This window comes from Ruminococcus gauvreauii, from assembly GCF_025151995.1.
GTDB classification, from domain to species: Bacteria; Bacillota; Clostridia; order Lachnospirales; family Lachnospiraceae; genus Ruminococcus_G; species Ruminococcus_G gauvreauii.
Map to the genome: position 1 here is coordinate 1554328 of NZ_CP102290.1, position 17366 is coordinate 1571693.

General features: G+C 51.2%; 22 protein-coding genes. All 22 read right to left on the reverse strand.

All coding sequences use genetic code 11. The features are described 5' to 3' along the window. Positions 1–65: 65 nt before the first annotated feature. The gene (locus NQ502_RS07540; RefSeq protein WP_028527572.1) at positions 66–605 is read right to left on the reverse strand and encodes a BMC domain-containing protein; all 540 of its coding nucleotides are present in this window, start codon (positions 603–605) and stop codon (positions 66–68) included. Positions 606–608: 3 nt separating this feature from the next. Beyond that, positions 609–1958, reverse strand: coding sequence for a 4Fe-4S dicluster domain-containing protein (locus tag NQ502_RS07545; protein ID WP_028527573.1), 1350 nt, complete (start codon positions 1956–1958; stop codon positions 609–611). Positions 1959–1962: 4 nt separating this feature from the next. Then, positions 1963–2256, reverse strand: a complete 294-nt coding sequence (locus NQ502_RS07550; protein ID WP_028527574.1) for a EutN/CcmL family microcompartment protein — start codon at positions 2254–2256, stop codon at positions 1963–1965. Then, on the reverse strand, positions 2253–3008 hold the full coding sequence (locus tag NQ502_RS07555; protein WP_028527575.1) for a hypothetical protein: 756 nt from the start codon (positions 3006–3008) through the stop codon (positions 2253–2255). The genes NQ502_RS07550 and NQ502_RS07555 overlap by 4 nt, the downstream gene beginning before the upstream one ends. A gap of 55 nt (positions 3009–3063) precedes the next feature. Further along, on the reverse strand, positions 3064–3879 hold the full coding sequence (gene eutJ / locus NQ502_RS07560) for an ethanolamine utilization protein EutJ (RefSeq protein ID WP_028527576.1): 816 nt from the start codon (positions 3877–3879) through the stop codon (positions 3064–3066). 12 nt (positions 3880–3891) lie between these two features. Continuing rightward, positions 3892–4518 carry a phosphate propanoyltransferase gene (gene pduL / locus NQ502_RS07565; protein ID WP_028527577.1) on the reverse strand — a complete coding sequence of 209 codons (627 nt, stop codon included), beginning with the start codon at positions 4516–4518 and terminating at the stop codon, positions 3892–3894. Positions 4519–4529: 11 nt separating this feature from the next. After that, on the reverse strand, positions 4530–5318 hold the full coding sequence (locus tag NQ502_RS07570; RefSeq protein WP_028527578.1) for an ATP-binding protein: 789 nt from the start codon (positions 5316–5318) through the stop codon (positions 4530–4532). Positions 5319–5393: 75 nt separating this feature from the next. Continuing rightward, positions 5394–5678, reverse strand: coding sequence for an ethanolamine utilization microcompartment protein EutM (gene eutM / locus NQ502_RS07575; protein ID WP_028527579.1), 285 nt, complete (start codon positions 5676–5678; stop codon positions 5394–5396). Between the two features lie 25 nt (positions 5679–5703). Then, positions 5704–5985, reverse strand: coding sequence for an ethanolamine utilization microcompartment protein EutM (gene eutM, locus NQ502_RS07580; RefSeq protein ID WP_028527580.1), 282 nt, complete (start codon positions 5983–5985; stop codon positions 5704–5706). 18 nt (positions 5986–6003) lie between these two features. Continuing rightward, on the reverse strand, positions 6004–7479 hold the full coding sequence (locus NQ502_RS07585) for an acetaldehyde dehydrogenase (acetylating) (RefSeq protein ID WP_083963140.1): 1476 nt from the start codon (positions 7477–7479) through the stop codon (positions 6004–6006). A 3-nt stretch (positions 7480–7482) separates the two neighbouring features. Further along, complete coding sequence (locus tag NQ502_RS19385) at positions 7483–8070, reverse strand: BMC domain-containing protein (protein WP_028527581.1); 588 nt, start codon at positions 8068–8070, stop codon at positions 7483–7485. 35 nt (positions 8071–8105) lie between these two features. Continuing rightward, positions 8106–8756 (reverse strand): ethanolamine utilization microcompartment protein EutL, encoded by a 651-nt coding sequence (gene eutL, locus NQ502_RS07595; protein WP_028527582.1) that lies wholly within the window; start codon positions 8754–8756, stop codon positions 8106–8108. 20 nt (positions 8757–8776) lie between these two features. Next, positions 8777–9616: an ethanolamine ammonia-lyase subunit EutC gene (eutC, locus tag NQ502_RS07600; protein WP_083963148.1), complete on the reverse strand. Its 840-nt coding sequence runs from the start codon at positions 9614–9616 to the stop codon at positions 8777–8779. A 63-nt stretch (positions 9617–9679) separates the two neighbouring features. Continuing rightward, positions 9680–11050 carry an ethanolamine ammonia-lyase subunit EutB gene (locus tag NQ502_RS07605; RefSeq protein ID WP_028527584.1) on the reverse strand — a complete coding sequence of 457 codons (1371 nt, stop codon included), beginning with the start codon at positions 11048–11050 and terminating at the stop codon, positions 9680–9682. Positions 11051–11068: 18 nt separating this feature from the next. Continuing rightward, positions 11069–12499 carry an ethanolamine ammonia-lyase reactivating factor EutA gene (gene eutA, locus NQ502_RS07610; RefSeq protein ID WP_028527585.1) on the reverse strand — a complete coding sequence of 477 codons (1431 nt, stop codon included), beginning with the start codon at positions 12497–12499 and terminating at the stop codon, positions 11069–11071. 24 nt (positions 12500–12523) lie between these two features. Beyond that, positions 12524–12976 (reverse strand): EutP/PduV family microcompartment system protein, encoded by a 453-nt coding sequence (locus tag NQ502_RS07615; RefSeq protein WP_028527586.1) that lies wholly within the window; start codon positions 12974–12976, stop codon positions 12524–12526. Positions 12977–12987: 11 nt separating this feature from the next. Next, positions 12988–13335: an ethanolamine utilization microcompartment protein EutS gene (gene eutS, locus NQ502_RS07620; RefSeq protein WP_028527587.1), complete on the reverse strand. Its 348-nt coding sequence runs from the start codon at positions 13333–13335 to the stop codon at positions 12988–12990. 28 nt (positions 13336–13363) lie between these two features. Then, positions 13364–14500 (reverse strand): 1-propanol dehydrogenase PduQ, encoded by a 1137-nt coding sequence (locus tag NQ502_RS07625; protein ID WP_028527588.1) that lies wholly within the window; start codon positions 14498–14500, stop codon positions 13364–13366. 370 nt (positions 14501–14870) lie between these two features. Next, entirely contained in the window at positions 14871–15476 is a 606-nt protein-coding gene (gene fic, locus NQ502_RS07630; protein ID WP_028527589.1) for a protein adenylyltransferase Fic, read from the reverse strand. Further along, on the reverse strand, positions 15473–15772 hold the full coding sequence (locus tag NQ502_RS07635; protein WP_028527590.1) for a hypothetical protein: 300 nt from the start codon (positions 15770–15772) through the stop codon (positions 15473–15475). The genes fic and NQ502_RS07635 overlap by 4 nt, the downstream gene beginning before the upstream one ends. Before the next feature lie 269 nt (positions 15773–16041). After that, positions 16042–16305, reverse strand: a complete 264-nt coding sequence (gene spoIIID / locus NQ502_RS07640; protein ID WP_028527591.1) for a sporulation transcriptional regulator SpoIIID — start codon at positions 16303–16305, stop codon at positions 16042–16044. A 98-nt stretch (positions 16306–16403) separates the two neighbouring features. Further along, positions 16404–17252 carry a MerR family transcriptional regulator gene (locus NQ502_RS07645; RefSeq protein ID WP_028527592.1) on the reverse strand — a complete coding sequence of 283 codons (849 nt, stop codon included), beginning with the start codon at positions 17250–17252 and terminating at the stop codon, positions 16404–16406. Positions 17253–17366 lie beyond the last annotated feature (114 nt).

Consider the following 17366-nt stretch of genomic DNA (forward strand, 5'->3'; position numbering starts at 1 on the left):
ATCAATTAACTCATTAAACATACACACGCCTCCTCTCTCAGATCACGGTCCAAGTTTTGATTCGGTTACAAAAGTGCCTGGAACACCTGAGGTGAAGGACGCGGAATGACCGTACTTTCCACATACAGTTCGTCCTGCCCTCTGGCAGCTTCCACCGCTGCCCGTACAGCTCCTACGTCTCCCGTAAGAGTGACAAACCCTTTCCCCCCGATTGCATATCCGATACGCACTTCTATCAATGTAATTTGTGCTGCCTTTGCGGCTCTGTCCGCAGCAAGGATTGCTGACGCCACAGAATAAAACTCAACCACCGCTACCGCCTGGGGCTTTGTTACCTCCACTGCCCCGGCAAGCGCCGGAAACAGCTGCTCATGCACATTGGAGATTAGCAGGGAATCCACCACGAATCCCTCTCCTCTTGCCAGCCCTGACTCCATGGATGCTTTTACATCCCCCGTGTCTCCGCTGACGATTACGATATATTTTCCAGGACAGACGGTAGAAGAACGGATCAGGTCCACCCGGGCAGCTTTTACCATATAGTCGCTTGTCTCGATACCCCGTGCGATGCTGGACAGCTCCACCATGCCGATTGCTTTTCCCATTCTTTACTCCTCCCTCCTGCTGATTCTGATGCTTCTTGCCGTGACTTCCTCCACCACGCCGTCCACTCCGGCATGGATATTGGCGGAAAGTCCTTCTGCCGCTCCCGCGATCAGATTACCTTTTTCAACCCTGTCCCCTGCAGATACAGCCGGAACGGCTGGTTTCCCGATATGCTGCGACAGCGGAACAAAGATTTCCTCCGGTACCAGCCGGACCAGTTCCGGCAGGCCGTGCGATACATACTGCATAAGGCCCAGCCTGGCGATCAGCCGCTCTGTCGGTATCCTGTGGTAATCGGCCGCCCGTCTCGCGGCGGGGCTCAGACTTCGCGCGGGATTGATCCCTCTCTCCCGCAGGAGTTCCTTCGCGTACTCGTTCATCTTTCTCGGCGAGAGTCCCATCGGGCAGGCAAACATCTCGCATACCCCGCAGTTACAGCAGTTGGCAGCGCTTCCAAAACACTGTTCAAATTCTTTTTCATCCGTGATGGCTGACTGCCTCCACAGATTCCGCATGATCCGGTGCGGATACACCTCATGTCCGATCAGGTATCTGGGACACAGGTCTGTGCACATCCGGCACTGAATACAGGCGGCTGTTGCCCGGCGGACCATTTTCTCCCGCGGCATCAGCGTACGCCTCACCAGATAATGATCTTTCGGCAGCACCAAAAGGTTCCCTGTAGTCTTAGTCACGACAGCCCGGCTGATATCCTGCTCATCTGCCAGTATCTTCCCCATCATCGGACCGCCCAGTATCACTGCATACTGTCCGGGCAGAGTTCCTGCCTTCTGCAGCACATCCCTGACCGGTGTACCGATGGGTACCCGGAACATGACCGGGGACTTTACCGCTCCTGTGACAGAAAGAAATTTCTCTGTCACCGGTATACCCTCCAGAGCGTCCGACACGGCAAGTACCGTCCCGACGTTTTCAACCACACAGCCCACGTCGAGCGGGAGCCCCCGTTCGGGTACGCTTCTCCCTGTCACCTGCTGCACCAGCACCTGCTCATCACCCGCCGGATAAAAAGAACGCATCCGGTAGATGCCAAGATCCGCCTTCTCTTCCGCGATCGCCTCCGTGAGAGCGCTGATCTCTCTGGTATATTTCTCTTTAAGAGCGATTACCGCGTGTTTAGCCTCCAGATGACCGGCTATCCTGACTGCGGTGCGGACGATCTGCCGCGCGTACGTCCGGCATAAATATTTATCCGTCTCGATCAGAGGTTCACACTCCGCAGCATTTATCAGAAAATACTCTGCCTTGGTATTCAGTTTTACATGTGTGGGGAAACCGGCTCCGCCCGCACCTACCACGCCGGCATTCTTTACAGCCTCTGTCATCTGCATATGATCACCGCCTTCTTTCGACCAGGCTCTCCTCGATTTCCTGCCCGTCCACGATCCCGACTACTGTGGCATCCACAGGAATATCCGCGGATCCTGCGGCGCCCCTGGCAGAGCTTCCGCCTACATAGATTACCTTTTCCCCAACGCCGGCGCCGATGATATCGGCCGCCACGATAGGGTATTCGATCGGGCTGTCATCCAGCAGATCGATCGGCTGTATGACCAGAAGCTTCAGACCTGCCAGACGCTCTTCCTTTCTTGTCGCCCATATGTTTCCAATCACTTTTCCTGTCTTCATACGTCCTGCCTCCCCTTAGATGAACCGAGACAGCCTCTCTGGATTGTAATCTTTTGTTTGCCCGCATACTCTCTGGCCAGATCAGTGAGGATTGCCTTCTGATCCACCACCACACAGCAGACTTTCTGTTCTTTTGCTGCGATCAGGTCACGCTCTGTGATTACCTTTTTGGAGATCACGAACTCCCTTCCTTCCTGCCCGGGTTTCTCAGGCGAATATGACGGTTCCGAAGATGGAGTTTTTCCGTCCAGGATACATGCCTGCAGTTCACGGTTCGGAGCGATGATGACGCCGCTGTCCCGCAGCAGTTTTACATTGGCTTCCATTTTTGCATAGTAGGCTTCCGGCGCCGTTTCCCTGTAGCCAAACAGCTCGATTTCCTCCTCCGGGACAAAGATCTTTCTGCCCGCCAGCAATGCCTGTGAAAACAGCCTGGTGTAATCGCTGTCGATGATTCCGCATGCGATCTTTCCCAGATTTTCATTGGTCATTGTATATGCCAGGACCGCTTCATAATCTGTGATCTCACAGCGGCAGTCCATCAGCAGTGCGCATTCCATCTGATAATATCTGCCTAACATCGGGCACTCCAGAGCCTGATGGCAAATGTCTCCGTGAGCGTCTGCCAGAATCAAAAACTTTGGTTTTTCATGATTGCAGCCGTCCGTCTCACAGGCACCGCTGCTTTCCTGAGCGGTGATCCGCTCCTGTACTTTGTCATATATTGCATTGATTAAAGCATCGATATCCACGTACTCTCCTCCTTTCTCTTAATTTTAGATCTGCGATACTCAAAATGTTTTGCAGTCACACTCTGCAGTTCATGGCGATTCCTGTCGGAGTCACCAGAAACGGATTTTCCGGTTTTATTGTCTTGATTCTGGTTTCTTTCTCAATAATTTCTTCAATTCCTGTCAGGCAGCACGTACCGCCGCAGAGATAAATCGTATCGATCACATCTGTATTTACATAACGTTTGATTATGGTCGCTATTTTCTCCACCACCGCCTTGAGGACGGGCAGAATTTCACGATGTCTTTTGTAATCCTGCTTGATGACCTCGGCCTCTGAAAACGGAATGTGGTAATTCCCCGCAAGCACCAGCGTCAGATGAGTCCCTCCGGTGGGTTCGTCCTCGATCTGAACGACTTTCCCGCCCTGCAGTATGGCAAGCCCTGTGGTCCCGCCGCCGATATCCACGATCACACCGTCTTCGATCTGATACACGGCATTCGCTGCAGACGGCTCATCCAGCACCCCGGTCACCTCAAAACCGGCGCCCTCCGCCACATACTGATGCGTCCTGATGCTGCTCTCGGTGCCTGCCGGCATGGCGATGGCACAGTTTTGCAGTTCCGTTCCCAGCCGCTTCTCCAGCTTTTCCTTCAGCTGCTTCACCGTCTGCAGTGCGCCCGCATAATCTATCACCACACCGTCCCTCAGGACATCTGCCGCCTGCTTTTCACAGGCGACGGGATTGTTCTCCTCGTCCAGCACTACGATAACGATATATGCCGTCCCCAGATCCACTCCAACCTTCAGTTTCTCTCCCACCGGCCGAAATGTCTCCCGTTCGGATTCCTCCACCCGTTTCATCAATTCCTCAACACGTTTTATGTCCATCCTATCTGCTCCTTACCTGACTTTTTCACCGGGCAATATCTTCCCCAGCGTAAACCCGCTGATTGTAGCCGCATTTGCCTCATCAAAATCGATGTGCATCTTAAACCGGAACTGGCTGCTGACACGGATAATCACATTATCAAACGTGACCGGTCTCTGGCTCAGGATCTGGACACTGACCCGTTCCCTGTCCTGCAGCTTCAGCTTTCGCGCCACATCATCCGGCACATGAATATGATTGTGTGCCACGATCACTGCATGTTCCGCATGCAGCACTCCTTTCGGCCCTTCGATGATGACCGGGGCGGCGCCGTCCAGATTCCCCGACTCTCTGACGGGAGCCTTGATTCCCAGCGCCACGCAGTCACTCACCGACAATTCCACCTGGGTCTCTTTTCTCTCAGGTCCCAGCACGGCCACACGCTCTTTTCTGCCTCTCGGTCCCACGAGATTCACACGCTCCTCACACAGAAACTGTCCCTTCTGAGACAGCGGCCTCTTTTCATGGAGTACCGCTCCTTTCCCGAACAGGACTTCCATGTCCTGTTCCGTCAGGTGGACGTGCCGGGCCGAGACCTCAACCTCCACCAGTCCGGCTCTGATGATGGTATCCACAACTTTGTCAACAAGCTGTTCCATCCGTCGCCCCCCTATTCTCTGCTGTGTGCAGCGAGATATTTGCACATGACAATATGCATGGCACTGGACATACGGTTCAGTTCCTGGATAATATCCCTGTGCTCATACGTTTTGCCGTTGTAGTATGCCGACACTGCGGCGACCTCCGTTTCCCTGACTGCCGTCCGGAGCTGATTCAGCAGTGCATACGTTTTCCCCAGAGCATAACTGGGCAGGATCATCTGCCTGATACCATAAAATTTTGCAGGGTTATGCGAACGCTCCCTCAGCTCTTTATGAGTCAGGCCTATGATGCTGTCCCTGATAAACGGCTCATTCAGCACGTCACAGCGCATCATCTCACGAAGTCCGTTCAGAATGTCTTCCAGATCATCGATCACTTCCTGGTCCCCGCCTGCCTCCTTAATCAGTGTCTGATTCAGCACGAACACTGCCTCCAGGCTGTCCAGTTTTCCCCGGAATACAATTCGTTTGTTGTCCTTAGGCACCAGCACATTTCCGTGCAGGTGCGTCATATGCTCCGGCTTCTCGTAATAAAATGCTCCCGTGGCATCATCCACGAACTTCGGCTTTTCCTGTGCCTGCACAGTTACCTCCGGCATTGGCGGCACTTCCGAAGCCGTAATCTGCACCTTTTCTTTCTGCGTTTTTTTCCCGGCTCCGCTGTCAATCCTGATCCTGCACTGCTGCAGATATTCTCTGGCAGCCGGTGAGAGAATCTTCCCTTCCGGAACCGTATAGACCTCCGGCCGGGATGCCCTCAGTTCGTCGCGCAGTATTGCTTCTGTTATGACTTTCATTTTTGCGAAGCCACCTCCTTATCATTCCACACCGCCTGCCGCCGGGCTCTCTTCTGTCCGGCGGCCAGCCCGCGGTTATCTGGACAGAGATGGCAGAATTGCTTCCACTTCATCATGCGGTCTCGGAATCACATGGATGGATATCAGTTCACCCACGCGCTCTGCCGCAGCCGCTCCTGCATCTGTAGCTGCCTTGACGGCTCCCACATCACCGCGCACCATTACCGTTACCAGACCGCCTCCCACGTGTTCTTTCCCGATCAGCGTCACGTTGGCCGCCTTTACCATCGCATCTGCCGCTTCAATAGATGCCACAAGGCCCCTGGTCTCTATCATTCCTAATGCCTGCATAACTGCCATAATCAATTCCTCCTTTTAAAAGTCGTTATTCTAAATGCGGAAGGATGGACTCCACTTCATCATGCGGTCTCGGGATCACATGGACGGATATCAGTTCCCCTACGCGCTCTGCTGCTGCTGCCCCCGCGTCAGTTGCCGCCTTGACAGCTCCCACATCACCGCGCACCATGACCGTCACCAGTCCGCCGCCCACATGCTCTTTTCCGATCAAAGTCACGTTGGCCGCCTTTACCATCGCATCCGCTGCCTCGATGGACGCTACAAGTCCTTTTGTCTCTATCATTCCCAATGCCTGCATTGCTGCCATAATCAATTCCTCCTTCTGTTAAGCCAAGCGAAGCCGCTTGATAATCTCGCTCACTACTGCATCAATATCAATATCTTCATAACTCTGCGGCCTGCAGACACCCTCGGAACAGTCAGGCAGGCTCGCCTGTACATCTTCAATCTCCTGAATGCCCTCCGCCACATAGCGCAGGTTCAGCAGATTCTCCGGACCTACATTTTCCGATGTGGCACTTCCGCCGACAGCGCCGCAGCCCAATGTCAGCGCCGGCATCAGACCCGTGGTTCCGCCGATGCCGCCCAGCGCACTCGGTGTATTTACTACGATCCTGGATGCCGGAATCCGCTTTGCAAAATATTCGACCATACCGTCATCCTTCGTGTGGATGGAGAAAGTATGCCCCGCTCCCTCATAGTGAAGGATCTCCTGACAGAGCTCACAGATCTCCACATAGGACGGTGCCGTGTAAAATGCGAGAATCGGCGCCAGTTTTTCATTGGAATAAGGGTGTCCTCTGCCAATACCATCTTCCCTGGCTACCAGGACCCTGGTTCCCTCCGGAATCGTGATATCCGCCATCTCTGCGATCACTGCCGCGTTTTTTCCCACGATCATCGGATTCATGGTACCGTTGGCACGGAGGATAAAAGTTCCCAGTTTCCTGATCTGTTCACTGTCCAGGAAATACGCCCCCTGCCGTTCCATCTCGTTTCGGACTGCTTCCTCCATACCCTCATCGCAGACGACAGACTGCTCCGATGCACAGATCGTGCCGTTGTCGAACGTCTTGGAGTCCATGATCCGTTTGACTGCCAGCGGCAGGTCAGCCGTCTTCTCTATGTAGGCGGGTCCGTTTCCGGGGCCTACTCCGATCGCCGGTGTGCCCGATGAATATGCCGCCCGTACCATGGCCGATCCGCCCGTCGCCAGGATCATCGCAATGTCCGGGTGGCGCATCAGATTGTCGGTGGCCTGCACGGTAGGAATGGTAATGCAGGATACGAGATCCTCATTGCCGCCCATCTCCGCAATCGCCTGGCGGATCACCTTCACCGTCTCCAGGATACAGTTCCTGGCATTTGGATGTGGGGAAAATACGATGGCATTTCCAGCCTTGACCGCAATCTCAGCCTTGTACAATGCCGTCGACGTCGGGTTGGTGGACGGTATCAGCCCGGCGATCACGCCGACCGGAACTGCCAGAGTCCGCACCTTTCGTTCCTCATCCCTGCCTATTTCACCTATGGTCTTCATGTCTTTGATATGTTCATATACGCCGTTGCTGGCGAATACATTTTTAATGATTTTATCAGCTTCCACGCCGAATCCCGTTTCTTCGCGGGCCATCCTGGCCAGGCGCTTTGCATTCCGCACGCCGGCATACGCGATTGATTTTACGATCGCGTCTACCTCTTTCTGATTCTTTGTACACAATTCATTCTGGGCAGCCTTGGCTTTTTCCACAAGCTCGCGTACTTCCTGCACTGACAAAAGATCTTTATCGTATAACTGCATATTTTAATTCTCCTGTCTCACAAATTCCAATATCTTTTGAATCAGTTCCTGTTTCTTGGCAAAACGGATCTCCGGTGATGTCATATTGGTAACTTCCAGCTCCCTGGCGAGTCTGCGAAGAGCGTCAACCGTCATCTTCTGCAGCTTCTCGGGGCTTAATTCCTGCCCGTCGTCCTCCACCCCGGCAGGCTGCTGTTCCTCCAGCTGTCCCGCTTCCGGTTCATTGACGATTTCCGGCGATTGGGTGACTCTGGCATCCTCGATGACTTCCGCCGCCTCCGCCTGCACCTGTCCGGTCTCAACCGAAGCTTTGCTGTCACTGCCTGCCTTTGAAATCATCCTGCCGACATCTTTTGCGGGACGCGGGATCACGTGTACCGATACGACAGTACCCACACGGCCCGCTGCAGCCGCCGATGCATCGACAGCCGCCTTCACCGCGCCCACATCACCCTCGACCATGACCGTCACCAGTCCGCCTCTCACCTTTACGACATCCGTCAGAGACACATTTGCCGCCTTAAGCGCACTATCCAAAGCTTCCACCGCTGCAAGGTAGCCATATACTTCGATCATTCCCAATGCTTTCATATAGTACCTCCGCTGCTATCACGATGCCGCCTGCTCTACTCTTTTGGATTTTCCGCTACGAATTCCACTGCCTGGGCAAATGCATCACAGGCCGCTTTGCATGCAGACTGGCTGCCCGTGAGCAGCGCGCCGCCGAAGTTTGTCTCTGACGGGGGCGCGTACAGTACGCACATTCTTACGTCAGCCGCCTTCAGAGCCGCATCAACCCCGTACATAGCCTCAAGAGGAGGCGCGATCAGATAAGCCAGCGCTTCGCCTTCCGCGATTCCTGCTCCATCAGACAGATAAGAGCCGGTGCGGGAGATACAGTGTGCATAATAGACGATGGTGTCGTCTTCGTTAGCAGAGACAAAATGAGCCTCATTTTCAATCACATCCACGCAGGCTTCCAGTCCGCTTCTCACTTCCGCCGGATTCGGTCCTGCCAGAATGCCGATGATCTCACCCGCCAGCTTCGTGTTGGCATTGTCAGCGCCCCCGTAGAAGCTTTTTGCATAGACGACCTTTACGTCCGCCTTCTTGGTTGCCTCATCAAGAGCCGTATACGTAACATCATCACAGTTCGAGGTGATCAGAGCCACGGATTTCTGGTCCGGCGCCAGATTCAGTTCCTTCGCCATATCCGGGCTGACATTCGATATGATTTTGGTTGCAAGTACATTCGCTTTGATTGGATCTCGTTTCATTTGATTCCCTCCTATCGTACTTAGAGTTTCAGATCAGTTCCGCTGGCTTTCATCTCCAAAATTTTCTTTATAATATCGGCGATATGTGCCCCTGCCTCAGCCGGAATCGTGCCGTCCTTGTGAATATTGGAAACTACCGTTCTCCTGGCCTCAGGCATTCCGACCGTTGCCCTGTAGGCAATATATGCGGACATGGACTTTGCCGTGATCAGTCCCGGCCGTTCTCCGATCAGCACACAGGTCACTTCCGCTCCGGTGATCTCCGAGATCTGATCCATCGCCCCTACACGCCCGTATTTTACGAAAAACGGGGTTCCGCACTCGATCCCCGCGCTCTTAAGTCCCTGCTGGATCGCCGGCAGCACATCCCCGATGTTTGCCGCAACAGCCGCTGAACTCAGTCCGTCTGACACGTAGATCTGAACCTTCGGGTTCATCCTGCATTTTTCTTTGATGGTCTGCACCGCTTCGTCATTCAGTCTTCTTCCGAGGTCCGGCCTCGTCAGATATGTATCTTTGTTGTCACAGCACGTCTGCACTGTGAACAGTCCCATGTTATCGATGAAATCCTGGTCAACGTCTGAGAACACTGCGTCCTGCGCCGCCGAATGAGCTGCCCGAAACTGAAGGACCGGATCCGTCTTATAGCGGGCGCCTGCCTTTCCGATTCCCAGGCGGCAGGGAGCGTACTGTTTCAGGTCGTAGTATGCCTCCCCGTTCACCGGATGTTCAACGAGATACTGCATTTTGATATCTACTTCCGTCACGTCCGGAATACAGCCTTCTTCAATCACAGGTGCGCCGGCATCGGAAGATTTTGCTGCAGCTGCAGGGGAACCGTCCGTTTGATTCAGATTCATTTCCACCAAAACCTGTTCAATAATACTTCTCAAATCCTTTTCATTAACCAAACTTTCCACCTCCTATTTGCTCAAAAATACGGATGCATCGCCTGCCAGCGGCGTCAGTTTTCCATTCTCGGAGAATCCCATCTTTTCCAGCCACGCATCGAATTCTTTAATCGGACGAAGTCCGAATACTTCGCGGAGTCCTGCTGCTTCATGGTAACCGGTACACTGGTACATCAGCATACAGTCGTCGCCCTGCGGCACACCCATGACGTAGTTGCAGCCTGCCGCCACCAGCAGAGTCGCCAGGTTCTCGATATCATTCTGGTCAGCCTTCATATGATTCGTATAACATGCATCACAGCCCATCGGGATGCCTGTCAGCTTGCCCATGAAATGATCCTCAAGGCCTGCACGGATTACCTGCTTGGAATCATACAGATACTCGGGTCCGATAAATCCTACGACCGTGTTAACCAGGAATGGCTGATACCGTTTGGCAAATCCATAACATCTTGCTTCCATGGTCACCTGATCCCAGCCGTTATGTGCCTCGGATGACAGCTCAGAACCCTGCCCCGTCTCAAAGTACATCACGTTCGGACCCGTGCTGGTGCCTTTGTGAAGCATCATATCACGTCCCTCATCCAGCATGGATGCCGTCAGTCCGAATGCCTCATTTCCCATCTGAGATCCCGCGATGGACTGGAACATCAGATCGATCGGAGCCCCCAGCCTGTCAGCCGCCTCCATCTGCGTGGTGACATGTGCGAGTACACAGATCTGTGTCGGCACATCCCACTCGTTTTTGAACTCGTCAAAGTTTCTCAGGATTCTTGCAACACTTTCCACCGAGTCATCCACCGGATTCAGTCCGATCACCGCGTCACCGCAGCCAAGACTTAAGCCTTCCATTACGGATGCCATGATGCCTTTCGGATCATCTGTCGTATGGTTGGGCTGCAGACGTGAGGAAAATGTTCCCGGCAGACCGATCGTTGTGTTGCAGTGTGCCGATACCCTGATCTTCTTCGCTGCATAGATCAGATCCAGATTGCTCATCAATTTGCAGACAGCTGCCACCATCTCACTGGTGATGCCCCTGGATGCCCTGCGGACCATATCTCCCGTGGTCTCTGTATCCAGGATCCACTCGCGGAACTCGGCTACCGTCTTGTTCTTGATCTCCCCGTAGATGGTCTCGTTGACGGAATCCTGGATGATCCTGGTCACCTCATCCTCCTCATAGGGAACTGCCGGATTGTTGCGGAGGTCTTCCAATGTGATATGTGAAAGCACAACTTTCGCAGCTACTCTTTCCTCTGCAGATTCTGCGGCAATTCCTGCCAGCTTATCGCCGGACTTTTCTTCATTGGCTTTTGCCATGACTTCGCGAAGAGATTTAAATTCATATACCCTGCCAAATAATTTTGTCTTTAATATCAATCCTTTCACCCTCCTTTTTCATGAGTTAAATATTAAGGTTTTGGTCACGACCGGAACCACGCGCCCCATGGCTACGGGTTCCCCGATGTCAATGTAGTCGCCGTCATTCGCGTATATCCCGTCAATGCAGATGATGTCCTTCCCGTTTTCAAGAAGTACGTTCAGCGCATTTCCGAGTGCCTTGGCGATATCATTCTCTATCACCAGAATCAGCGGATGGGGACCCTTGATGATCTCCTCCGCCCCCTGCGCTATGCAGCGGGCAAGTTCCTGAATCTGTGCAAACGTGGTATGATAATCGCCGGAAAAAACGATGGCAACCTGTCCCAGCACACCATCCGTCCCATAAAGAGGCAGCTTTTTTCGAATGGTATCCTGAAACCCTGCCGGTTCCCGTTCCTCCTCCGCCGGAACCTTCAGAACCGGAATGTTTTTAATCGGCAGCTTTCCGCTTGTATAGCTGATGGTACTGCCGCTAACATTTGTTGTGTGTGTGCCTGCGCCGACCACCGTCGCCCGGATCGTCTCGGCGGCCGGATACCGCCTGACTGCCTGCAGCGCCCTGTTTTGCCTCACTGCCCTTGCCAGCAGTACGCCGATATCCCCATACTGGAATACGTCTTTCGGCTCATCCTCATAAATGCAGCTGGCGACTCCGCCGGAATAGGTAAGCGCCATGATCCCCGGCGTATCCGGCAGCATGTTTCCCTGATTGGTATAAAGTCCCCGGTGTACGCGGTCAGCCGGACTCAAGTGCAGCGCCATGGCAAGCTGTTCCGCCATCCGCTCACAGATACGGTACAGGATCCGTTCATCCGCCGTATCCCCCTCCCGGAGGGGAATCTCATACGCTTCCGCCAGTCTTAAAATTCCGGGAAAGATATAACGGATCTTTCCGCCCTCAATCCTGATCAGCCGTCCCCCGATATCCAGGCAGCAGGTGCCTTTTAGTTTTCCCTTCTGGAACAGCGCTATGTTACTGGTTCCTCCTCCAATATCCACATTGGCTATCACCTCCCGATGTTCCTCTGACAACTGATCCGTACCGGCGCCTCTGGCAGAAAGTACAGCCTCCAGGTCCGGCCCGGCAGTGGCAACCACGAAGTCGCCCGCCATATCACTCAGAGAGTTCAGAACACTGTTGGCGTTCTGCTTCCTGGCAGTCTCGCCGGTGATGATGACTGCCCCTGTATGCAGATCCTCCGGCTTCATGCCGGCATTTTGGTATTCCATCTGAATGATCTCTTTCACTCTGGCCGCATCAATCTCCGTCTGGGACAGAAGCGGCGTAAAATAAATCCGGCTGCGGTAAGTCACTTCCTTTTCCACAATGCTGATGCGGGGCACCATGTAACTGCTGGCCCTGTTCTCAATGGTCAGCCTGCTGAAGATCAGCTGCGTGGTCGAAGTTCCGATATCTATTCCAACACTTAAAATTGTCTCCCGCATGGGAATCGCCTCCCTTATGTAACCCTACTCTTTCTCTTCCCCCTTAAAAAACCGTATCAGCTCCTCAAAACCGGTCCCGTCATAGCTGCTGGTCACGAAGATGTCCCGCGCTCCCGCCATCTGAAGATACTGTTTTGCATCCTCCACCTGTTCCGGAGTCGCAAGGTCATTCTTCGTGACAACACCGATACAGGGCTTGGCAAATGTGCTGGAGTATCCCGGCGGAAACATCGTTCCCTCCTCATCCGCCTGCTGGACCAGAACGATCAGATCGGCATCCGCCGCCGTCACAATCAGCGCCCCCCTGAGGTGAGTCCTCTCGAGATACTCTCCCGGTGTGTCGATGATGTTGTCGTTAATGATCTCTATGGTCTGTGTTTTGTGATACTTCAAATCTTCCTGATTGATATACTGGCACAGCGTCGTCTTACCTGCCATCGACCGCCCGATCAGGATAATCCTTTTTTTTGCTGTCATTTTGCCTTCCTCTATGAACGGGTTACAGGTGCGGGGGCAAATCCCATCACGTCACAGAGCACTTTCATCACATCCTGCAGCGCCGCCTCCACCTCCGAAACCTCTCCCGTAATAATCAGTGAACCATTAAACCTGTCCACAAATCCAATTTTTATCCCCGCCGCCTTGCTCGCTACGTCTGCGGCGATAATTGCCGCCTCACTCGGTGTGATCGTAAAGATCCCGATGGCACCGCTGGCATCGATAAGTCCCATTTTTGCATACAGCTCTTTTACCGGGTGTGGAATCACATGAGCCAGTGTCACCTGCTTGCCCGGCACAAATTCCTGTATGATACGCTCTTTCTTACCATCAAACATAACCGTCGCCTCTTTCTGTTATCGCATCTCAGTTCAGTTTTCCCGTGTAGACCCTCATGAACAGTTCCCGGATCTCTTCTTTCGAACATGTCCTTGGATTAGTCCTCGTGCAGCTGTCCTTATACGCCGCCTCAGCCATATCATCCAGCACCCGCTCAAAATCCTCCTTTTCAATCCCCGCAGCTTTGATGCTCTCCGGAATCCCCAGCCGGCGGATCATCTGTTTCGTCGACCGCACGACGCTGAACGCGCTCTGCCTGATACTCGGGCCGTCAATTTTCACCAGTCTGGCAATGACCGCGTACCGCCTGGCAGCGGCCGTCAGTTTATCGAGGCATCCCGCGTTAAACGCCATCACATAAGGCAGCAGTATACCGTTTGCCCGTCCATGCGGAATGTGAAAGTGAGCACCCAGCGTATGTGCCATACTGTGGTTCAGCCCCAGTCCTGCATTGCTGAAGGCCATGCCTGCAAGACACGATGCATGATGCATCTTCTGTCTTGCCTCCAGGTTGTCCGGCTCGTGATAGACTCTGAGCAGATTGCTCCTGACCAGCTTGATCGCTTTCTCCGCTGCAGCGTCGGTAAAATCGTTGGCCTCTGTCGACACAAACGCCTCGATCGCATGCGTCAGCACATCGATCCCCGTATCCGCCGTCACAGCCGGCGGAACAGACCTCACAAGCTCCGCATCCAATATGGCTGCGTCGGGCAGCATGTCATCGTCCACCAGCGGATATTTCGCCGATTTTTCCGGATCGCTGATCACAGAAAATTTACTCACCTCGGATCCTGTCCCGCTGGTCGTCGGTATCGCCACGAACAGGCATTTTTCGGCGAGTCCCTGACGTGCTGCCAGGTAGTTCATCGCCTTGGCTGCGTCGATCGCCGATCCCCCGCCCAACGCCAGCAGTATCTGTGGATGAAAATCCAGCATGATGGATATGCCTTTCGTCACGGTCGCTATGTCCGGATCGGGCTTCACCTCCGAAAAAACCTGATAAGCAATCCCCATCTCCTCCAGCGGCTCTGTCAGGTAACTCACCTTACCGCTCTCATACATAAAGCGGTCTGTGACAATAAATGCACGCCCTGCTTGCTTTAATACTTCCCTTAATCCCGACTTGTCCGTATAAATTCTTGACTTTACATAATAGTTATTCACAGCACCCTCCTGTACACATTTTCAGAAAAGAAAAAAGTGCTTAGTTTTTCACGTCAGCCAGAAAAACCAAGACACTTAATATTTTTGCACGTAATTGGCACTCAATATGTAGTTCTCACTTCTAATTTATCTAACAATACCATATTTTTCATATTTTGTCAACTTTGTCTATTTTTTATCGTTTATATTGAGATTTTTTATATATTTTTATTGTTTTATAACTTTCTTTCGCCTCATGCCCGTTATTTCAAGAAATATCATTTTACGACATAATTCCACACCACTGCAGCGCGATCCGCCTGAAGCGTCTTTTGTGTAAAAAAAAGATGAAGAACAAAGTGCTCCTCATCTTTACTTATAACAAACATATTTACAAATCTTCGGCTCTGTAGACCGTATAACCCTCATAATAGTAACTGTGATCAATGCCTTTCATATAAATCTCACGATTATTGATCTGATCTGTCAGTGCCTGTTTTAAAATATACTTAATCTCAATATCTTTGATTGGACTTCGCTCCATAGCAAGCAAATAGTCCTCCTTGTCAACCCTACTCCAGTCTATTATGAAATTTAATTCTTTTTTTAAGATTTGATCCAACCAGATCCTTGTACTTCGCCCGTTTCCTTCTCTGAATGGATGCGCTACATTCATCTCAACATATTTTTCAATGATTCCATCAAATGTAGACTGTGGCATTTTTTCAACATTCTCTAATGCCGCCTCCAAATACATGACCGGAGCAAATCTAAAATTACCTTTTGCTATGTTTACATCACGGATTTTCCCCGCATGATCATAAACATCTTGAAATAAATATTTATGAATTTCACAAAGCGCCTCAAGCGTCCCCGGTTCCAGTTTGTCTAAATAACCATTTTCAAATAACTCAACTGCTCTTTTCTTACTTAATTTTTCTTCCTGCCGGGCTAGTTCCGCTGAATCAGTTATGTTTAACTTGTTTTTAAGTGTCATATAATCTTCCTTTCCGCATAACTTGCCGCCACATTTAATTCAAGAAAGTTCTCTTCATCGCCCCATTCTGAAACAACTGCCACGAGTATTAGATACCCCGTTGCTTTCAGTGGAGTAATCTTCATGGTTGTCAAAAAAACATGCTTGTTATTCTTTATAGCCTCTTCACAGAAAACCTGTGTGATTTTTTTAGCCAATCGTGGATTCAAAGCATGATCAAAGCTGTCCATGGCAAATATAGATGGAGCCTGTGGATGCATGGCAAGGCAGAGCATGAAGAGCACATACAAATACATTCACTTTTCCGGTTTCAAATGAAGTATTATATCATGACTTGAAGTTTCCAAAGCTAATCTCTTTTATATTCATCTTATCGCCCTTTTCTGCAAAAAGTATATCATATACTACAAATTAAATATAGCCATCTTTTACCTTTTTATTTATATCTAATTCGACAGATGTTTGGTTTGAGGCTTCTTCTTTTAAAATTTCGTTTCTCGCCTGATAGGTTTGACAATATATGTTTACTAACATACGCGGATCTTTTGCTCGAAAAAAAAGCGCCCTAAATGGGCGCCTGAGTCTTGTGGAGGTACTTTTCCTTCGTGGCAAGTCCTCCACGAATATGCCTCTCCTGTTTATTGATATCCAACACTTTTCTTGCTTCCTGCGCAAGTCCCGGGTTAATCTGCAGCAGCCGATCCGTAACATCTTTATGTACCGTACTCTTGCTGATTCCAAATCTCTTTGCTGTCTGCCTCACAGTTGCTTTTGTTTCAATAATATAATTGGCAATTTCCACTGCCCGTTCTTCTATATAATCTTTCAAGGATAAGCCCCCGAAGACGCTGTTTTTACAGTGTATGCGGGGGCTCAGACGGTTATGTCGGTTTACCCCAATAATCTCTTGTTTTAAAGCTATCTAAATTAGCGGTTATAAAACGCCTCCAGTGCACGTCCGATGTACTCCGTGGCCCCCGCACCGTAGATCTCATCCATTCGCATCTGAAACTCCCTGTCAGTTTGATACTTTCGCGCCATATCCAGCATAAATGCCGACACATCTTTCATCTGATAAAGCTGTCTGGAAACAAAATCCATCTCCCCTGCAATCTCCCTTACTTCAAAGGAATTTACATCGGTCCCAGATTTTGCTGCCAGCTTTTTTGTGATATTTTCAAGCCTCTGTCCGTATGCCTCCATGATTTTAGGATTGTCCGGGTTCTCTGCGGCCTTCAGCGCACTGTCTTTATCCCCGTACCACTCCACGACTTTGGCAAAATTTTTCTGTGCCTGCTCACCCGACGCCTGTTCCATAAAATGTTTCTGAAATCCCTCCATGCTCCCATACTGCCTGACAAAAATATCTTTTTGTTCTTCCGACATGTTTTTAACCATTGTGCTGTACATTTCTTCAATATCTGTTTTACTGAAAACCTCAAAATCCATCTTATGATCTCCTTTCAGAATCCCGTCAATGCTGGCAATGATACGCTCGAGTCTTTCCTTTTTTAATACCAGCATCTCTCTCTGACTGTTTAATAACTGATCTCTGTCAAGTTCAGGATCTTCCATGATGGATTTGATATCCCCAAGCGGCATATCAAATTCCCTGAAAAACAGTATCTGCTGCAAAACTTCCAGTGCCTTATCGTCATAAAGCCGGTATCCCGCCTCACTTGTTTGTGTCGGTTTCAATAAGCCGATCTCATCATAATAGTGCAGCGTACGCACGCTGATACCTGTCAGTTTCGCTACTTCTTTTACAGTCTTCATCACTGCTTCCTCCTGTTCCTGATATGTCCATCATAACGTATGACGCAGCGTGAGGGTCAATAGGTTTTCCATCTTTTTCTTCCCGCACTTTCTTTACAATTCTCCCTCTGACAT